The sequence below is a fragment of the Spirosoma sp. KCTC 42546 genome (assembly GCF_006965485.1).
Lineage (GTDB): Bacteria > Bacteroidota > Bacteroidia > Cytophagales > Spirosomataceae > Spirosoma.
This window is the reverse complement of the sequence record NZ_CP041360.1, coordinates 2,820,686-2,838,057: the sequence shown is the minus strand read 5'-3', so window position 1 is coordinate 2,838,057 and position 17,372 is coordinate 2,820,686. Positions and strand designations below refer to the sequence as shown.

Below are 17,372 nucleotides of genomic sequence, written 5' to 3'. Positions count from 1 at the left end.
TTGACGTTCATGACACGCCAGCAACTTCAAACGTCAAACTTCAAACTTCAAACGTTGAACCCAAATGCCCTTTGTTGAGCCATTTTTTTTGTGGGGTGCGCTGGCCGTTGTCATTCCGGTCATCATTCACTTCTGGCATCAGAAGCATGGCAAGCCGTTGCCCTGGGCGGCTACACAATGGCTCGTTGAAAAGCAGCAGCAACAAAGCAGAGGTCTACAACTCGACAATATTCCCTTACTGATAATCCGGTGTTTACTGCTGATTTTGCTGGCTATTTTACTCGCTCAACCGCTGTTGAACTGGTTTACAAGGCCATCAGAAGTCCAGAAAATTCATTTAGTACAACCCAATTCGGTAGTTGCCGATAACTTCAAGTTTGAACTGACAGAAGCGATCAAGAAAGGCGAAAAAGTTGTGTGGGCAGATGAGCATCTGGAGAAAATGGATGATAAACCGTACAGTTTTCAAAACTCAACTCGGTTTGACCCATTACGTCTGCAAACAGCCATTAATCAGGTCGATGCTCAACATAATGAGCTGCATCTGTACATCAGCAATAGTCAGGCGTTAGCCGATGTCCCGGCCATCATGGTACCCGCCCGGTTTCAGTTACACGCTATAGCTGACTCTGCCAGCCAGCCACGTGCCTATCTGTCCCTAAAAGACGGAAAAAAGCTCTTTGTTAATCGAGCGGGGAAACTAACCAACAGCCCGTCACTGGACCCATCGCTAAAGTTTCAATCGGAACCCATTCATTCGGGACCAATTAAAACGCTGGTCACCTATCGGAACGCACGAGAAAGTCAGAGCGTTAAAGCGGCCCTCGCAGCCTTGACCGATGTCTATGGTCTTGATTTAGTCATTGAGGATAAAGCCGCACCGAATCAGGTGTACGATTGGGTATTCACGGATCAGTTACCCGCAAAGCCATTCCCGCAAACGTTCTTTATTAGTTCGGGCGGTAGGCAACCTACGGCGCTGGCCAACGTCATTTACACGAATGAAACACTGACGCCCCAAACCTCCGGGCGCGTTGAAAAAGGGCAATTGCCAGAATGGCTGGGAGAGCAGTTGCTTAGGCACTATAATATAGTTACCAATGCTCAACCATTGAGCCAGCGTGACCTCAAAACCGTATTCATTCCCTCAACCAAACCAACAACAGCGCAACATGCGAGCCTCCAAAACGCACTTCTTCTGTTGTTTATCGTTTTAGTAGTACTCGAACGCTGGCTTGCCTTGACAAAAAACGCATGAACGAACTGAAACGCCTTATCTCGTCGGTCACGTACCAGCTTTACGCCAACGCCCTGCTGCGTTGCCTGTTGCTGGCAGCGTCGGTCTATTTGCTGACAGTCACGTTTACGGGACCCTCCATCTGGCCTAGTTTACTAGGACTAGTTGGGTTTGGTGCTGGTGCCGTCCTCAACAAACTGTATCAGGACAAAAAGCCGGTTGCCATTCGGCTTATTCACCAAACTGTTGGCGATACGGAATACAGTCTGCCGTTGCTAACTAAGCCCCAGCTTAACCTGGCCGAGCAACTCCAACTCGACCGGTTGAATCAGCAGGTACAACACGTTCAGATACCCGTTGTCGTGCTGTCGAAAGCGGGTGCCTATGGCTTGTTTTTATTGGGGGCGCTGGTTGTGTATATTGGCTTTCCGATGTTGAAAAACGGCTCCAAAGCTGATCCGAAGAAGAGTGGCTTTCTGGCAGCTATTATGCCCGAAAGCAAACCCGTTCCGCCTACATTCGAGTCGGCTACCCTTCGTATTCAACCACCTGCTTATACCAAGCTTCCCGAAACGAATTCGGCGAATTTAAACGCGTCGTCTATTGTCGGTTCAAACCTATCCTGGCGGGTCGAGTTCAGCCACACACAACAGGTATCGGTGAAGTTGGTAGGTAGCCGCGGCCAGGAGTTGGCGTTCAAGCAGGCGGGCGATGCATTTACTTATCAGGATCGATTGGTCAACTCAGGTTTGTATGCGATCAAAGCCTACTGGCGCACTGCCGACAACAAAGATTCGGTTATTTATCAATCTGATTTTTACCGACTTGAAGCCAAACCTGATCTCGCTCCCAAGATTGAGCCCGATTCCAAAGTATTATATCAGTTCCACTACCTGAAAGACCCGAAAATGCTGAACATCGGAGCCAAATTTTCCGACGATTTCAGTGTTACACAGGCCTTTATTGTGGCAACCGTTGCGCGAGGTTCTGGCGAAAATGTGAAATTCCGGGAGATGAAGTTTCCTCTGAGTCCAAGCAATTTCAAAGAGGCCAGGCTCACGAAAACGATTGACCTAAAAGCGCTGAATTTTACCCCAGGCGACGAACTCTACTACTATTGGGCCGCCTTCGATAATCGGCAACCAGAACCGAATTTCACGAAGTCAGATACCTATTTCGTGGTTTATAAAGACACAACGAAGGTTGAAGAGAGTGAACTGGCGACGATGGCCGTGAACATCATGCCGGAGTATTTCCGAAGCCAGCGGCAGATCATCATCGACACCGAAAAACTGATTGCCACCCGCAAGAAAATGGCAGATAAGGCCAACCCAACACACGCCTTCAAAAGTCAGTCGAATGAAATTGGTTTCGATCAAAAAGCCTTACGCTTACGCTACGGTCAGTTTCTGGGCGAAGAGTTTGAAAAGTCTATTGGGGGTGGTGGGCCTCCTGCCAATGATGGCGCTGCACTAACGGGAATGGCCGCCGTTGAAGCCTACACGCACAAACACGATGAAGGAGAAGGTGATCACGGTGGACCCACGCAGGCTCATCATGACGACGATGATGACCACGATCATGGACACAGCCACGGCGGAGCAGCCGACGACAGCAAAGACCCTTTAGCAGCTTTAATGGAGCAGTATGTCCACAATCATGACGATGCGGAAACGAATACTTTTCATGAACAATCTACGCGGGCATTGTTGAAAACAGCCCTGGAAAATATGTGGCAGTCTGAGTTACATCTTCGAATGTATGAACCCGAAAAAGCCCTGCCTTATGAACAGGAAGCACTTAAATACTTAAAACTCTCGCAGCAAAAAGCCCGTTCATATGTGAAGAAAACCGGCTTCGATCCACCCCAAACGAAAGAAAAAGAAACCCGGTTGACGGGTGAGTTCAAAAACGTAACCGATGCGTTTAAGCAGGAACGTAGCTACAGCCAGCAACGGATTGAAGCGATGGTAGCCGATGTGCTTGGCTATCTCGACTTACCTAAACTCACCAACCAGCAACGGCAAACAACGCAACAGCTTGGCAATGCCCTGGCGGATCCCGCCATAAACGGTGGTCTGCAAAACTGGTCTGTATTAGCCATCTTACAAAAGTTGGTGGGCGGTAAGTCAATTTCAGACGCCGAGAAAACTACTCTAAAAACGAAATTATACGCCCTCACGGGAGCCTCAGAGCGAACGGGTGCATCGTATGTAAGCGACCGTAAACTGCAACAGGCCTTCTGGCGACATTTGAAATAATGGAAAATGAATAATGTACGATGGATAATGCAAGCCTTCGCATCCTGCATTATCCATCGTACCGCATGGGCGGCCCTGATTATTCATTATCCATTTTTCATTATTCATTAATAAAATGCAAACAACCATCAACTGGACTAGCCCAATTTCCTGGCTTATCGCACTGGCCTTGTTCACGCTGCTACTCGTTCAGCTTTGGTTCATCGTCCGTAATGAGTCACTTTCTACGGGTCGAAAATGGGTTCGGGGAGTATTAAATGGGGTACTTTGGCTAATTCTGGTTGGTTATTTTCTGCAACTTCACTGGCCCATTTCCCGACCTGCAACCCACGCATTGCTCATTAGCGATAATGTACCTACTGCCCTTGTCCGACAACTAAAAGACAGTCTCCATATTCAGGATAGTTTTTCCAGCCGAACCTTTAAAGCGAAATACGATTCTGTAACCCTTGTTGGTCAACAGTTTCCAACTGAAACACTGACTCAGCTCAGTAATTCCGCTCTGCAATGGATTCCCTACAACCAACCCGACCAGCTAGAGGATATCCACTGGAAAGGGGTTGTACGGCAGGGTGAAATGCAGCGCGTTACTGGCCAGATACAGTCGTCAAAAAAGCAAGTACTTCGGCTTCGGTTTGGCAACAAAACATTAGATAGTGTGGCCCTTCACGAAGGCAACAATGCGTTTAGGTTTCAATTTCCAGCCTTTGTGAAAGGCCAAAGTCAGGCAGAATTAGCATTGGGCTCTACCACCCTGGATACGCTTCACTTTTTCTCCCGACCAACTGAACCGCTTACAATTCAGTTTCTGTTGAACAGCCCTGATTTTGAGAGCAAGACTCTGGCCGACTGGCTGGGGAAGCAAGGGCATACCGTTACTGTTTCGGCCACGCTATCCAAAGATATAAGCAGCCAGATTAGCATCAATAAGGCGGGTAAATCGGCGGGCAAAAGTGCGCCCGACCTCATCATTACAGAACCTGTCAATGCCGCCAATCCAATTGTTCGCAAAGCCGTTGCCGATGGAAAGTCTGTCTTATTCATCAACCTGACTAATCCGGAAACAGATAGCCGGGTCGTCAATCAGTCGTTAGGAACGCGCTGGCAGGTACGCAAATTTTCTAACGAACCATTGATTCCGATGGGCAACGGACTGAATGCCCTCCCCTATCGTTTTGCCGATAATCCAACTCAGTTCGTGGTTTCGGGCTACCCGATAGCCGCCCAACAAACTGCCGGACGCGTGGGTGTTAGCCTGCTTAGCGAAACCTATCCCTTAGCGCTCAGTGGCGATAGCCTGCTATATACGCGGGTGTGGACGGCGGTGCTGGCTCGTTTATCTGAATCGAATCAGAACACGGTTCAGGTTGATGCACCTGTGTACAGCGGCATTCGTCAGGCCATTTTAATTAATAACCCCTCGAATCGACTGACCAGTCTTCGCATTGGGAAGGATACGCTTCGCTTAACCTATTCACCCATCAACGACCGTTCAGCTGTCGGTACGTCGTCATTTCGACAGGCAGGCTGGCAGCCTATACAGGATTCACTGGCGATGTACGTCAATCCGTTACGGGCCGATGATCCGATAGCGGGCCGTGCACTTGTCAGCCAATTTATAAAGGCCCACTCGCTAGTTTCATTGATTGGAGGTGAAACCTCTGATCAAACAAGTACTGCTCAATTGCCAAATTGGGGCTGGCTCCTGCTTCTTCTTGCCTGTTTTACTGCTCTTTGGGTAGAACCCAAGATCAGCTAAAACAAAAACGGCAACCCGTTTTTGGATTGCCGTTCGTATGCACGCTCTTAGTCGACTATGGACTTGATCTTAGAAGTTGTCTGAAAAAGGTTATTTGCACCTTCGGAGCATCATCGGCAACATGGCAATGTAAAGGTTTGATTCACTGTTTCGGATAAGCCTTTCGTAATCTTTGGCTAACCGACGGTTAAAACTCAACCAGGCAAAACTTCGTTCAACGACCCAACGGCGAGGCAATATCCTGAACCCTTTCTGATCGTCGCTACGCTTGACGACCTGCCAGATCCAGCCTGTTAAGGTAGCTACCCAATCGTATAGATCATCCCCTTGATAGCCCGAATCAACCCACACTAACTCCATCTTACCACAGAGTTGTTTCAACAGGCTTTGTGACCAAATCTTTTCAATCAGTAGCATTGCCCCCGCTTTTTCAGAGATGCTTGCAGCCACTACCCTGACCCCTAAAAGGAAGCCCATTGTGTCCACCAGAATAAATCGCTTCCGGCCTTTAATAGACTTACCAGCATCATAGCCACGTTCTTGACCGCCTGTCTGGGCGGTTCGCTTTGCGAATCAATTGAACCCGCCGTAGGTCGCTTCTTGCGGCCAGCCTTTTTACGAGCTTTGGAAACGAGTTGAACATGGATCTGCTCCCATATTCCATGTTGACTCCAGAGGTTGTAATAGTGATAGACACTTTTGTGATTAGGATAATCATTGGGCAACAATGACCACGAGCAACCTGAACGCATCCAGTACAAAATCCCATTGATTACTTCACGTAGGTCTAAGGGATTGCGTCCGGGACCACCAGTTTGTTTTTTAGGGGCTGGCAAAATAGATTTCAAGCGTTTCCATTGTTGATTAGACAGTTCCGTTGGGTACTTTTTAGGGGCTTTCTGTTTAGCTTTGTACTGAGGCATCTGAGAAGGAGTTTTTGCAGTTTCGTCGCTACAAAATTCCCCTTTTACCGGATGCCTTTTTCTATCTTCAGAGGGTTTTCAGACAGCTTCTTAGGACTTTACCGTTTTAGGCTGGAATCGCCTTTATCAGTCGATCTGTCGGCATGTTGGCTATCACAGCTGCCATGATTATATTGATACTGATGTCCATAATAGCCACGATGACCCCAGCCATGATGCCCAAATGAACGAGGGCCTACGAGAGCCATCAGGCTCCCAAAGGTGAGGGCTGCGGTTAATACCACGACCCATGGATTTAAGCGTTGTCTCATCGGTTCGGTTCGTTATAAGGTTGTTTCGTTCGTTGGTTTGTCGGTTGCCTTTCGGGTTTCATAATCACCGCATCGGCCACCCTGATTGAAACGCTGTTTGAACTGGTTATACTCTTCGTCGCTCATTTGACGAATCCGGTCAGCGAAAGCGGGCATTTGACCGTACCCAGGCCCCTGCCTCCATCCCCGGCGGAAACGGCCACCGCCAAAAAGTCGAAGTAAAGCGCCGATGATCAGGACGAAAAACACCAGCCGAATCAGGAAAAATGGCATGATGAATAAAGCTACTCCTACCAATAGGCCAGCCAGAATTGATTTTAACAGGTTATTGTTCATCGTATTTGTCTAGTTTACTTGTTGTTATACAAGGGATGACGAATCAGACGAGAAATTACTTTAGTGGGCGTGAAGATTTTTCTCATATGCGTTCTCGCTTGGCTTCGCCGAGTGAGGGCTATTAGGTTAACGGCCTCTGGCCGGAGTATTATATCAAAAACGGGCCAGAGGCCCTTGAACGAATATGCCTCACTCGGCGAAGCCAAGCGAGAACTTCTGCCTATAAAAAAATCTCATCAAAATCATCTGATGAGATATAAGTATAATGAAGATGATTACGACCTGTCTTCGCCACGTCTACGCCATTCGTTTTTAAATTTCGCCCGATCTTCGTCGCTCATTTGCCGAAATTTTTCCCGCCAGGGCGGACCGCCACCTTCGGGTGATCGGCCACCACCAGGCCCGGCTTTAACCCCTCCCAGCAATATTCTGCTTAAAATTAATAATCCCATTGCCTGCCAATAGGTTACGACTTTCACGGGCACCACTGCTACCAGCACTTTATTCCAGAGCCAGTACACAGCAAACGAAAAGAAGAATAAGGCCATCAGTATAAATACTGGGAAGAAGAAGCGTAATCGTCTTCGGCCATAGTGATTTCTCATTGGTTTACAGGTTATCGAGTTCGTTATAAAGAGTCTGTAGTCGCTTGCGTAGATGTTGCACGGCGTATCGCTTTCGGGAAATTATGGTCTTCAGGTTTTCACCGGTTTGGTCGGCAATTTCCTGTAAGGTAAGGTCTTCCAACTCATTCTTCATAAACACGCTGCGCTGATTTTCGGGCAGTTCGTCCAGCGCCCGCATCAATTCGTCCCAGAAAATATCCTTAAAAAACTGGTCTTCGGGCGTTTGGGCATCGGCTAACAGGATTTCCCGGAAACTGATATCACCCTCGTCATCTTCAATCATCAAACCGGATAAAGGATCTTCTTTTTTCTTTCGATAGGTATCCGTTATCCGATTGCGTGCCACCTGAAACAACCAGCCACTGATACTTTCGATTCCGTCCAGATCAACCACTTTGCTGAGTTGATACCAAACGTCCTGCAAAATATCTTCAGCATCTTCATCGGTTTTTACCTGCCCACGAATAAAGCGCGACAGCCGATTTCCGTACTGCTTAACTGTCTCGATGATATTTCGTTTAGCTGGCTCAGCCATCTTAATAAACCAGACGCTGTATGAGTTGGTGAACGGGTTGTTTGGCCAATGTACAAAAACGATTGGCATTGTCTGAGAAACCCAGAGCAGATCCAATAAGTGCAAAACCATCGGGCCATATAACGGCTAAATCAATGGAAGGTCGTGGCTAACGATGATCGGTTGCTATGCAGGTGTTAAAAATAGCAATGCCTTTTCGATTGAGTAGTTCAATTGCGGAAACAATGGAGTAATTTGCCTGATCTGCTCATCGTTTTGAGTTGCAACCAACCACTATGAAACCCATTTATTCACTTTATTTTTTCGTATTAGTAGTAGCCTGTGCTCCAGCCAAAGAGAAAGTTTGTGGCGAAATTGACAGTAGTATTCGCAGCTATCTTGAAAAATCAGCATCAACGGCAAACAAAAACCTGACTATCCATGCGTTAAAAACGACAGGCTTTGTTATGATTGGTGCAGGTCGATTGGATACGCTTAGTAAGGAAAACTACAGAAAGAAAATCACTTATTTTTCAACGCGTTATACGACTTCGGGCAATAGCGCAAAAGCCGATTTAGACTCGGCAAATTATTATGATAAACTGGACTCGCTGACCACCTTAGCAATCGCGAACAGATGGCAGGACCCTCAAATCTACTATTACTCAAAAACCTATCTAAATGCCACAATAGGCAATGTAAAGACAGCCGATACGGTTTACTATGCACTTGATCGAAAATTTAAGCTTATTCCAACTCTCTGATGCCGGAGCTACCTTCATTGTGTTGAACACATAATCCGTCACTCGCTATTGTTCATCGTTGGTTAACAAAAAAATGAATTGTCGTTGCTGTCCATAGCGCACCAATCGAAAAACTAGTATCTTACCTCTTCAATTCTCAACCCATACGAATCTGCTTTTCCTAACACATAACGCCTATGCCCGTTTTCACCCTCGGTATTGAAGAAGAGTTTCAAACGATTGACCCTACTACGGGCGAGTTGCGTTCGCACATGTCCAAGATTGTTGACGGTGGCCAGATTGTCCTTCAGGAACGTGTAAAGGCCGAAATGCACCAGGCCGTCGTTGAGGTTGGCACCAATATCTGCACCAATATTCAGGAGGCCCGGCAGGAGGTTACCTACCTCCGCAAAATGATTATTGAACTGGCCGAGAAACAGAACCTAAAAATTGCGGCTGCCGGAACCCACCCCTTTTCTGATTGGCAGGAACAACTCATTACCCCCAACGAACGGTACGACCGGCTCATTGAAGAACTGCGCGATGTAGCCCGCTCGAACCTTATTTTTGGCCTGCACGTCCACGTAGGTATCGAAAATCGGAATGAGGGCATTCAAATTATGAATGCGGTACGGTATTTTTTACCCCATATCTACGCCCTCTCCACCAACTCACCGTTCTGGCGCGGACGTAATACAGGCTTCAAATCATACCGGTCGAAGGTATTTGACAAATTCCCACGAACGGGTATTCCTGACTTTTTCTCATCGGCGGCTGAGTATGATGAGTACATAAACCTGCTGATTAAAACCGGCTGTATCGACAACGGCAAGAAAATCTGGTGGGATATTCGCCTACACCCCTTTTTCGATACCATTGAGTTCCGCATCTGCGATGTACCGATGCGTGTTGACGAAACCATTTGTCTGGCCGCCATTATGCAGGCATTGGTGGCTAAAATCTATAAACTGCACAAACAAAATTTAAACTTCCGGCCCTACCGACGTATTCTGATCAATGAAAACAAATGGCGGGCTGCCCGGTACGGTATTGGAGGGAAACTCATTGATTTCGGTAAGCAGGAAGAGGTACCGACCCATCAGCTTATTCATGAGCTACTCAGTTTTATCGACGATGTTGTGGATGAATTAGGTAGCCGGGCTGAGTGTGAATACGTACTCAAAATTCTGGAAATGGGCACTGGTGCCGACCGTCAACTAGCTGTTTTTCAAGAGACCAATGACCTGAAGAAGGTTATGGATTACATTATCGAAGAAACTTCTTTGGGTATCTGACAGTTATTTTAGAACGACTATCATCAACTAATTAGCCGTAACCGACACCTATGAATGTAGTAAAAATTGCCGTACTGGATATGAATAACAACCATGCCAATGAAGGAATGCGTTGTATTCTGCACCAGATTCGGAACATGCAGGGGAATGTACAGGAGGAACTATCTTATGATGTTTTCGATGTTCGATCTAAAAATGAACTTCCTGATTTAGAGTACGATATATTTATTTCGTCAGGTGGGCCTGGCAGCCCTCTTGCCTCATCGGAGCCATGGGAGGCCCGCTATTTTGACCTGATCGATCAGATAATTGACTGGAACCTGCACAACGAGCGTAAGAAATTTGTCTTTTTGATCTGCCACTCGTTTCAACTGGTTGTTCGTCACCTCGACCTAGGTTTGCTGAGCCGACGCCGATCAACATCATTCGGTATTTTTCCGGTTCATAAAACCGACGAAGGGTTGGGAGAAACGTTACTGGAAGGCCTGCCTGACCCATTTTTTGCGGTCGACTCACGAGATTATCAGATTACCGAGCCGAATGCCGACCGTCTGGACGAAATGGGGGCGACAATTCTTTGTCTGGAGAAAATTCGCCCGCACGTGCTGCTTGACCGGGCAGTGATGGCCATTCGGTTTTCACCTGAGATTTTAGGCACCCAGTTCCATCCCGAAGCCGATAATGAAGGGATGTTACGGTACTTCCTACAGGACGAAAAACGGAATCATATTGTATCGAATTTCGGGCAGGAAAAGTACAACGACATGGTCGCTTATTTGCAGGACCCAGACAAAATTGCGCTGACGGAGTCGATCATTTTACCCAGCTTTTTGAGCCAGGCCATTCAGTCGTTGGCTCTGACCGAACAGTTTATAGAACAGCATTAACCCTGTCCTAAGAAATCTATGATACAATCCGTTCGCCAAACCTATAACCAAACTTTTAGCCCGGAACGCTACCGGGCTTTTTTGGATAAAATAAATACAGAGCTACCCGATCAACTAGATTTTCGCGTGGCTGAAACGCCGATTTTTGTCCCAAAAGTACTGACCGACAAGCTTCTACAAGCCTGCGATGATATTGTAAGCGTTATTACTCGTGATGATTTTAACGCGCTTACAGAAAAGGCAATTCCAGAAGGCCAACGGGTTCCTAATGAAGACGGGCACACCCAGTTTCTGGCGGTAGATTTCGCGGTATGTACGAATGACGGCGGGGAACTTACCCCGCAATTGATTGAATTGCAGGGATTTCCGTCGCTCTACAGTTTTCAACCCTTCCTTGCGAATCTATTCCGCACAACGTATCAGATTCCCGATAACCTCTCACATTTGTTCAACGTCGAAACAAATGCGGATTACCTGGAACGGCTTCGACAGATGATTGTGGGTGATTGTGAGCCAGAGGAAGTTATTTTACTGGAAATTTACCCTGAAAAGCAAAAAACCCGCATCGACTTTGTACTGACCGAGCGGGCATTGGGCGTTGCGTCCGTTTGTCTGACCAAAATCAGGAAAGAAGGTCGTGCGTTGTTTTACGAAAAAGACGGTCGACAAGTACGTATCAAACGCATCTATAACCGATTGATTTTTGACGATTTACAAAACTTCCCTGACCTGCAAACTGATTTTCATCTCACCGATGATGTAGACGTAGAGTGGGTTGGTCATCCAAACTGGTTTTTCCGCATTAGCAAATACACACTCCCCCTGCTGAAAAGCCCGTACGTTCCTGCCAGTTACTACCTGTCAAGCTTGAGCGAGTATCCTGCTGATCTGGAAAACTACGTATTGAAGCCGCTCTTCTCGTTTGCGGGTAGTGGCGTTAAACTAAACATCACCTCCGCCGACCTTGATGCCATTCCCGCCGATCAACGTGACGGCTATTTGCTCCAACGGAAGGTTACATATGAACCTGTTATTCAGTCGCCGGATGGGTTAGTTAAATGCGAGATTCGTATGTTATTTATCTGGCCTAAAGAAGACCCCAAACCCACTTTGGTCACTAATCTGAGTCGCTTGAGCCGGGGCGAAATGATTGGGGTTAATTTCAATAAAAATAAAGACTGGGTAGGTGGTTCAGTCTGCTTCTTTGAAAAGTAAAAGATTGTTTGAGGTTCGTAGTTTGTGGTTTGACGTTACTGGGCGCATCGGTAACTCAGGTGTTATCTAACGTCAAACCTCAAACTACGAACCTCAAACTTTTTATCTATTATGGAAAACTCTCTCCAACCCACTACCGAAAAAGCCATGTTTGACCTGACCGGAAAAGTGGCCATTATAACTGGAGCCAGCAAAGGCATTGGCGAAGACATGGCGCGTGTATTTGCCCGTTTCGGTGCTAAAGTTATTGTGAGTAGCCGCAAACAGGATGCCTGCGACGCCCTCGCCAGCGACATCCGGGCGCAGGGTGGCGATGCCACAGGCATTGCCGCTCATGTAGGCGATATGGATCAGCTTCGGCAATTAGTTGATAAAAGCATTGCTACTTACGGAGGCATTGATATTTTAGTTAACAACGCTGCATCGAACCCCGTTTTCGGCCCCTCTCTCGACTGCGATGGTGCGGCTTTTGACAAGATCATGCAGGCCAATGTGAAGGCACCATTTGAGTTAAGTAAGCTTTGCTATCCCAGCATGAAAGCCCGTGGTGGAGGTAGTATCATCATGATCAGCAGTATTGCTGGTCATACACCCGACCCCGGCTTAGGTATGTACAGTGTCAGTAAAGCATCGTTGAATATGCTCACAAAGGTACTGGCGAAAGAATGGGGTCCTGACGGGATTCGGGTGAATGCCATTTGTCCTGGTCTGATCAAAACCAAATTTAGTCAGGCCCTCTGGCAGGATGAGAAGATTCTGGATCACTTCACCAAGCGAATCCCGATTGCCCGTATGGGTACAACCGACGAAATCAGCCCACTGGCGTTGTTTCTGGCATCTAATGCCTCATCCTATAGCACAGGGAGCTTGTTTTATGCGGATGGCGGAACGGTGATTTAACTAGTCAAGCCTTCCTCTCATAATCAGGGGTAAAGAACCTGTTTTGGCCTTGTTAGTAATCTAGTAAGATTCATAGTCATAAATGATCTCATAATTACCATCACGTTGGGTGGCTTTTGTCAGTAAGCCATTCGAATCATACGTGTAAATTTCATGGCTTAGCATAGCATTATTTTGGCTAAAAGCCCTAATATCATCATATAAATCGATTAAATCATGTGTGTAGAACACGCCATACATTAATCCGTAAAGAAGATTAGGTCTGTCGTCATATTGAAACGTTTCAGGAGGGTAAATACCAGACTTAGGTTGATTACTTTGTTCCCTTGTAACAACATTCCCCTTATCATAGGTATAATAATTATAAGCATATACGGCTCGTCCAGACGATACAGGCCCACCACTGATTGATGTCACTCGGCTCGGAACTTTATCCCCGTCTTTATAGTCAAAATTCCACTGACCCGCAAAGCGGGCAAATTTATCGATGTCACTCACCTGCTCTGTGTATACTGAGATAAGCTTACCACCCTCATCATAGGTATAGTAATACCTCATATCAGCAACGTATTCGCCTGGGGTATATACCGCCATTCCAGTACCAGCTTTAAATTGTCTCTCTATTTTTATGAGCTTACCTTGCTCGTTATAATACAGTAGTTTTCTACCATTCACAGAAATCCAATTGGTGCCTATATATCCAGAAGTTATACTATCTAAACGACCTTCGATAGAATAATTAAATGTGTTATACGAGCGGTTTGTGTCATTTATGTGTTTATACGAAACACGTTTAATTCGAAACCGCTGAGCTGCTGGAATTCGGTGATCTTCACAGGAAGTCAATAAAATAAAAAGTGCTAAAACACGAAGCCAAATGCTAAAATTGAGTCGCATACTACAGATGTTAAACTGGTAAAATTATCAGACGTTGTTTAGCTATATAGGCCGAAGGGTGAAAAGGAAAGTCGTAAATAATAAAATTTTTGTCCCTATTTTGTCTATCGTTGATTAGCGAATTAACTTAGTAAGTACCTATGCAACAGCGTTTGCAGGCGGGTATTGGTGAGCTCCTGAAAGGCGAATTAACTTAGTAAGTACCTATGCAACCCCCAGTTGAAACACGCGAAGTCTGGTTACGTGGCCCTCTCTCAACTATGCCACCCCTACTCCAGCCCATAGCACACGCACTGCTGCAGGCCCGCGAAGAGGTGAGCACACTCATGCATGATTTTCCAGACCAATTACTTTGGGAGCGACCAGCGAACGTGGCATCGGTGGGCTATCACCTGCAACACTTGGCAGGCGTATTGGATCGGCTCTTTACCTACGCACGCCAGGAAGCGCTTTCGCCTGATCAGCTAGCATTCTTAGCATCAGAAGGTAAGCCAGGTGAGTCGCCCCTTTCTGTTCAGGAGTTAGTTAATTTGTTTACTGAGCAGGTTGAAAAAGCATTAGCCCAACTCCGTTTGACCGATGAACAAGCTCTGACTGAAATACGTGGAGTGGGTCGGGCGCAACTCCCCTCTACCCTGATTGGTTTACTGACGCACGCTGCCGAACACACGATGCGCCATGTAGGTCAACTCTCGGTTACGGTGCGCGTGATAACAGTTTAACTGGTTTTTAAGTTATCATTCATTAGTACTTCATCCTACTAGTCGACCTTTCATTTAGGAAGTTCGCCAGAAAGGCGGGGTTCTTTCACTAAAAACCATTCTTAAGCTCATGAAAAAGTCAATATTGGCAGCCCTTGCGGTAGCCGCTCTTTGTGTCAATATCTCGTTTGCCAACACGCCTTCACAAGACAAACCAGTATCTAAAACAACAACGACTGTGAAGAAGACTACGCCATCGAAATCAAAAACGATGACTTCATCGGTCCATAAGAAGCATGTTAAGCAATCGTAATGACTGATCAACATAACAAAAACGGCCCATTTTCGACGGGCCGTTTTTGTTACACAACTATGGGTATTAATGCGAAGCTTTTTATTGTACAGCTAATACTTTAAACTCGGTCCGGCGGTTTTGCTGGTGCTCGCTTTCCGTACAATTCACGCCATCTACGCAGCCGTTGAGAATCTCGGATTCACCATAGCCCCGCGCCACCAGGCGACTGGCGGGAATCCCCCGAGCCACCAGATAATCCATTGCCGCACGAGCACGACTCTCCGATAGCCGGATATTGTAGGTGTCTGTAGCACGGGCATCGGTATGTGACCGAAGTTCGATCTGCATTTGTGGGTACTCCTTAAGAATAGCCAGTACATGATCTAGTTCCTGTGCAGCATCAGCACGAATAAAGAACTTGTTCAGGTCGTAATAAATATTCTTGAGTTGAAATACATCCCCTACGCCATACAAACCCAGGGAGTCCGTAACAATTTTCGATTTACGCTTCGTTTTGCCATACTGCGCTTTTTTGGTTGCGTAGCGATCTTTCTGAGCTGTAATCGTATAAGGTGCGTTTGGCTTCACATCAAACTCATAGCCGCCATCTGGACCAGTCGTTACGGTTTGTTCCGATTTATCCTTCTCATTCCGCAAGGTCACCTTCACACCCGTTGCGGGCTGCTGGTTTACTTCCGTCTTGATTACACCCTTCACTAACGTATTTTCCGACTTCTCAAGGTAAATCGATACGTTCATGACCGGTTTAGCCGACTGCGTCAGGGTTGAGAAACGAACGCTGTTCATGGCGTAGCCTTCTTTAATGGCTTTAAATTCGTATTCGGTGTTCGAGTCGACACATAAATCGGTACGGCCCTGCACGTTGGTTAAACGAAGATCCTGATTGATGCCATTCCGCAAAATCCGAACATCCGCATTTTCAAGTGGCGTATTGGTTTTGGCATCATACACCAGAATGTTAAGCTGCTTGCAGGCACGGCGGAACGAATAGATATCATCATCGCTTACACCTTTTTTACGGTTACTGCTCACAAAACCTGTTGTACGATTCTTATCCGTGATGAACCCAAAATCATCCTTTTCGGAGTTGATCGGTGCACCTACGTTCTGAACGCCTTTATAAGCAATACCGTCTTTCAGTTCGGCCACAAATACGTCCAGACCACCCAGGCCCTCATGCCCATCAGATGAGAAATATAAATCATCTCCTTCAGAAGCAAACGGGAACATTTCGTTGCCTTCGGTATTAATTTCTTTGCCCATATTTACGGGCGTTCCCCACTGACCATTGTTGAATTCAACTACGTAGATATCCGTACCGCCATAACCGCCCGGCATATCCGAAGCAAAATACATTTTTGTATTATCGGCCGAGAAAGCGGGGTGACCAACGGAGTATTCGTTGCTGTTGAAAGGAACTTCCTGAATATCGACCCATTTACCGTTCTTATTCACGGAAGAATACAATTTCAATTTTTTTACCCCATCTGAGCTCTTACCCGCTTTCCCCTTACTCGTATTGTTACGGGTGAAGACGATGTAGTTCTGATCTTTCGTAAAGGTCATTGGACCTTCATGGTATTTGGTATTGAGTGTGCGGCTAAAAATCTCAGCTTTCGATAAGGGTTGATTCTCAGCAGTAACTTCAGTACCGGCTGTTTTTGCATCGCTACCACCACCTAATACAGCTGAATTAATCGAGCGGGTCAGATCAGCACCCGGCACACGCAGTTGATTCGTATCCGGATGAAAATAGAGATCCAGAAAGGGGGTTTGATTCCAGTTGAATACGCGCTTCACTACACCCGATTCATCGCGAGCTGATACGAAAACAATCCCACCCTTATAGTACATCGGGCTGAAATCGGCCTGCCGGGAGTTGATCGGGAGGTTGTACAACCGGTAGGAAGACGAATCCTGATAGAACCGGCTCATATCCATGTAAGATACCGTAAATCGGCGTCCACGGAGGTCTTGGCCCTGTTTTTCGCCGTACTGGCTATACATTTTCTGCGACTCCCGGTATTTACCATTGGCCGCCAGCGACTGCGCATAGTATAGGTATACTTCGCTATCCAGATCGGTATAGGATTTTACCAGTTCGCCATACACACGCTCTGCGTTGCGGGTATCCTGCAACTTTCGGTAGCTGTACCCAAGTTTAATAAGTGCATCGCGCGTTTCGGCTGGATCTTTCTTTTTGTCGGCCCGCAGAAATTCCTCATACGCCCGCACTGCGCTGACATAGCTGAGATTATCAAATTGCTTGTTAGCCGCTCGTAAACGCGCACTTTGTGCCTGAACATTCAGACTCCAGAAGGCTAGTCCTGTTAGTAATAGGACACGTACAATTCGGTTCATGGTATTAGAGAGTTAGTAGAAACTATGGGCTCGCCAGAAACCTAACAAATAGAATGCCAACTTTATAAGCTAATTGGTATCGCCCCCCTA

At 46.6% G+C, this 17,372-nt stretch carries 18 protein-coding genes; 10 read left to right on the top strand and 8 right to left on the bottom strand.

The features are described 5' to 3' along the window. The first annotated feature begins 64 nt into the window (after nt 1-64). The 3 genes from EXU85_RS11370 to EXU85_RS11360 all read left to right on the top strand — a co-directional run bounded on the left by EXU85_RS11370 (nt 65) and on the right by EXU85_RS11360 (nt 5,257). Nucleotides 65-1,258 (top strand): BatA domain-containing protein, encoded by a 1,194-nt coding sequence (locus EXU85_RS11370; RefSeq protein ID WP_142772196.1) that lies wholly within the window; start codon nt 65-67, stop codon nt 1,256-1,258. Further along, nucleotides 1,255-3,498 carry a hypothetical protein gene (locus EXU85_RS11365; protein ID WP_142772195.1) on the top strand — a complete coding sequence of 748 codons (2,244 nt, stop codon included), beginning with the start codon at nt 1,255-1,257 and terminating at the stop codon, nt 3,496-3,498. Before EXU85_RS11370 ends, EXU85_RS11365 begins: the two co-directional genes overlap by 4 nt. A 115-nt stretch (nt 3,499-3,613) precedes the next feature. After that, entirely contained in the window at nt 3,614-5,257 is a 1,644-nt protein-coding gene (locus EXU85_RS11360; protein WP_142772194.1) for a hypothetical protein, read from the top strand. A 90-nt stretch (nt 5,258-5,347) separates the two neighbouring features. Here EXU85_RS11360 and EXU85_RS35635 read toward each other — a convergent pair whose 3' ends face one another. The 6 genes from EXU85_RS35635 to EXU85_RS11335 all read right to left on the bottom strand — a co-directional run bounded on the left by EXU85_RS35635 (nt 5,348) and on the right by EXU85_RS11335 (nt 7,988). After that, a complete protein-coding gene (locus tag EXU85_RS35635) occupies nt 5,348-5,770 on the bottom strand; it encodes a transposase (protein ID WP_210422488.1) in 423 nt (140 codons plus the stop codon). After that, a complete protein-coding gene (locus EXU85_RS35630) occupies nt 5,719-6,180 on the bottom strand; it encodes a transposase (RefSeq protein ID WP_210422460.1) in 462 nt (153 codons plus the stop codon). Before EXU85_RS35630 ends, EXU85_RS35635 begins: the two co-directional genes overlap by 52 nt. A 98-nt stretch (nt 6,181-6,278) precedes the next feature. Continuing rightward, on the bottom strand, nt 6,279-6,491 hold the full coding sequence (locus EXU85_RS11350; protein WP_142772193.1) for a hypothetical protein: 213 nt from the start codon (nt 6,489-6,491) through the stop codon (nt 6,279-6,281). A 12-nt stretch (nt 6,492-6,503) separates the two neighbouring features. Continuing rightward, complete coding sequence (locus EXU85_RS11345; RefSeq protein ID WP_142772192.1) at nt 6,504-6,827, bottom strand: hypothetical protein; 324 nt, start codon at nt 6,825-6,827, stop codon at nt 6,504-6,506. Nucleotides 6,828-7,102: 275 nt separating this feature from the next. Further along, complete coding sequence (locus EXU85_RS11340; RefSeq protein ID WP_142772191.1) at nt 7,103-7,432, bottom strand: hypothetical protein; 330 nt, start codon at nt 7,430-7,432, stop codon at nt 7,103-7,105. 4 nt (nt 7,433-7,436) lie between these two features. Beyond that, entirely contained in the window at nt 7,437-7,988 is a 552-nt protein-coding gene (locus EXU85_RS11335; RefSeq protein ID WP_142776683.1) for an RNA polymerase sigma factor, read from the bottom strand. A gap of 275 nt (nt 7,989-8,263) precedes the next feature. On the opposite strand from EXU85_RS11335, the gene EXU85_RS11330 reads away from it, so the two are divergent. From EXU85_RS11330 to EXU85_RS11310, 5 genes are all read left to right on the top strand, one after another. Continuing rightward, complete coding sequence (locus EXU85_RS11330; protein ID WP_142772190.1) at nt 8,264-8,731, top strand: hypothetical protein; 468 nt, start codon at nt 8,264-8,266, stop codon at nt 8,729-8,731. Nucleotides 8,732-8,907: 176 nt separating this feature from the next. Then, nucleotides 8,908-10,005 (top strand): carboxylate-amine ligase, encoded by a 1,098-nt coding sequence (locus EXU85_RS11325; RefSeq protein WP_142772189.1) that lies wholly within the window; start codon nt 8,908-8,910, stop codon nt 10,003-10,005. Nucleotides 10,006-10,055: 50 nt separating this feature from the next. After that, nucleotides 10,056-10,892 (top strand): type 1 glutamine amidotransferase, encoded by an 837-nt coding sequence (locus EXU85_RS11320; protein WP_142772188.1) that lies wholly within the window; start codon nt 10,056-10,058, stop codon nt 10,890-10,892. An 18-nt stretch (nt 10,893-10,910) separates the two neighbouring features. After that, nucleotides 10,911-12,107 carry a hypothetical protein gene (locus EXU85_RS11315; RefSeq protein WP_142772187.1) on the top strand — a complete coding sequence of 399 codons (1,197 nt, stop codon included), beginning with the start codon at nt 10,911-10,913 and terminating at the stop codon, nt 12,105-12,107. 111 nt (nt 12,108-12,218) lie between these two features. Continuing rightward, nucleotides 12,219-13,007 carry an SDR family NAD(P)-dependent oxidoreductase gene (locus EXU85_RS11310; protein ID WP_142772186.1) on the top strand — a complete coding sequence of 263 codons (789 nt, stop codon included), beginning with the start codon at nt 12,219-12,221 and terminating at the stop codon, nt 13,005-13,007. 60 nt (nt 13,008-13,067) lie between these two features. Here the strand turns inward: EXU85_RS11310 and EXU85_RS11305 are convergent, their stop codons facing one another. Beyond that, on the bottom strand, nt 13,068-13,904 hold the full coding sequence (locus EXU85_RS11305; RefSeq protein WP_142772185.1) for a hypothetical protein: 837 nt from the start codon (nt 13,902-13,904) through the stop codon (nt 13,068-13,070). A 206-nt stretch (nt 13,905-14,110) separates the two neighbouring features. Here EXU85_RS11305 and EXU85_RS11300 point away from each other — a divergent pair, with 206 nt between their 5' ends. Continuing rightward, entirely contained in the window at nt 14,111-14,626 is a 516-nt protein-coding gene (locus tag EXU85_RS11300) for a DinB family protein (protein ID WP_142772184.1), read from the top strand. 109 nt (nt 14,627-14,735) lie between these two features. Continuing rightward, on the top strand, nt 14,736-14,918 hold the full coding sequence (locus EXU85_RS11295) for a hypothetical protein (RefSeq protein ID WP_142772183.1): 183 nt from the start codon (nt 14,736-14,738) through the stop codon (nt 14,916-14,918). 81 nt (nt 14,919-14,999) lie between these two features. On the opposite strand, the gene EXU85_RS11290 is transcribed toward EXU85_RS11295, so the two are convergent. Further along, the gene (locus EXU85_RS11290) at nt 15,000-17,282 is read right to left on the bottom strand and encodes an OmpA family protein (RefSeq protein ID WP_142772182.1); all 2,283 of its coding nucleotides are present in this window, start codon (nt 17,280-17,282) and stop codon (nt 15,000-15,002) included. Between the last annotated feature and the right edge of the window lie 90 nt (nt 17,283-17,372).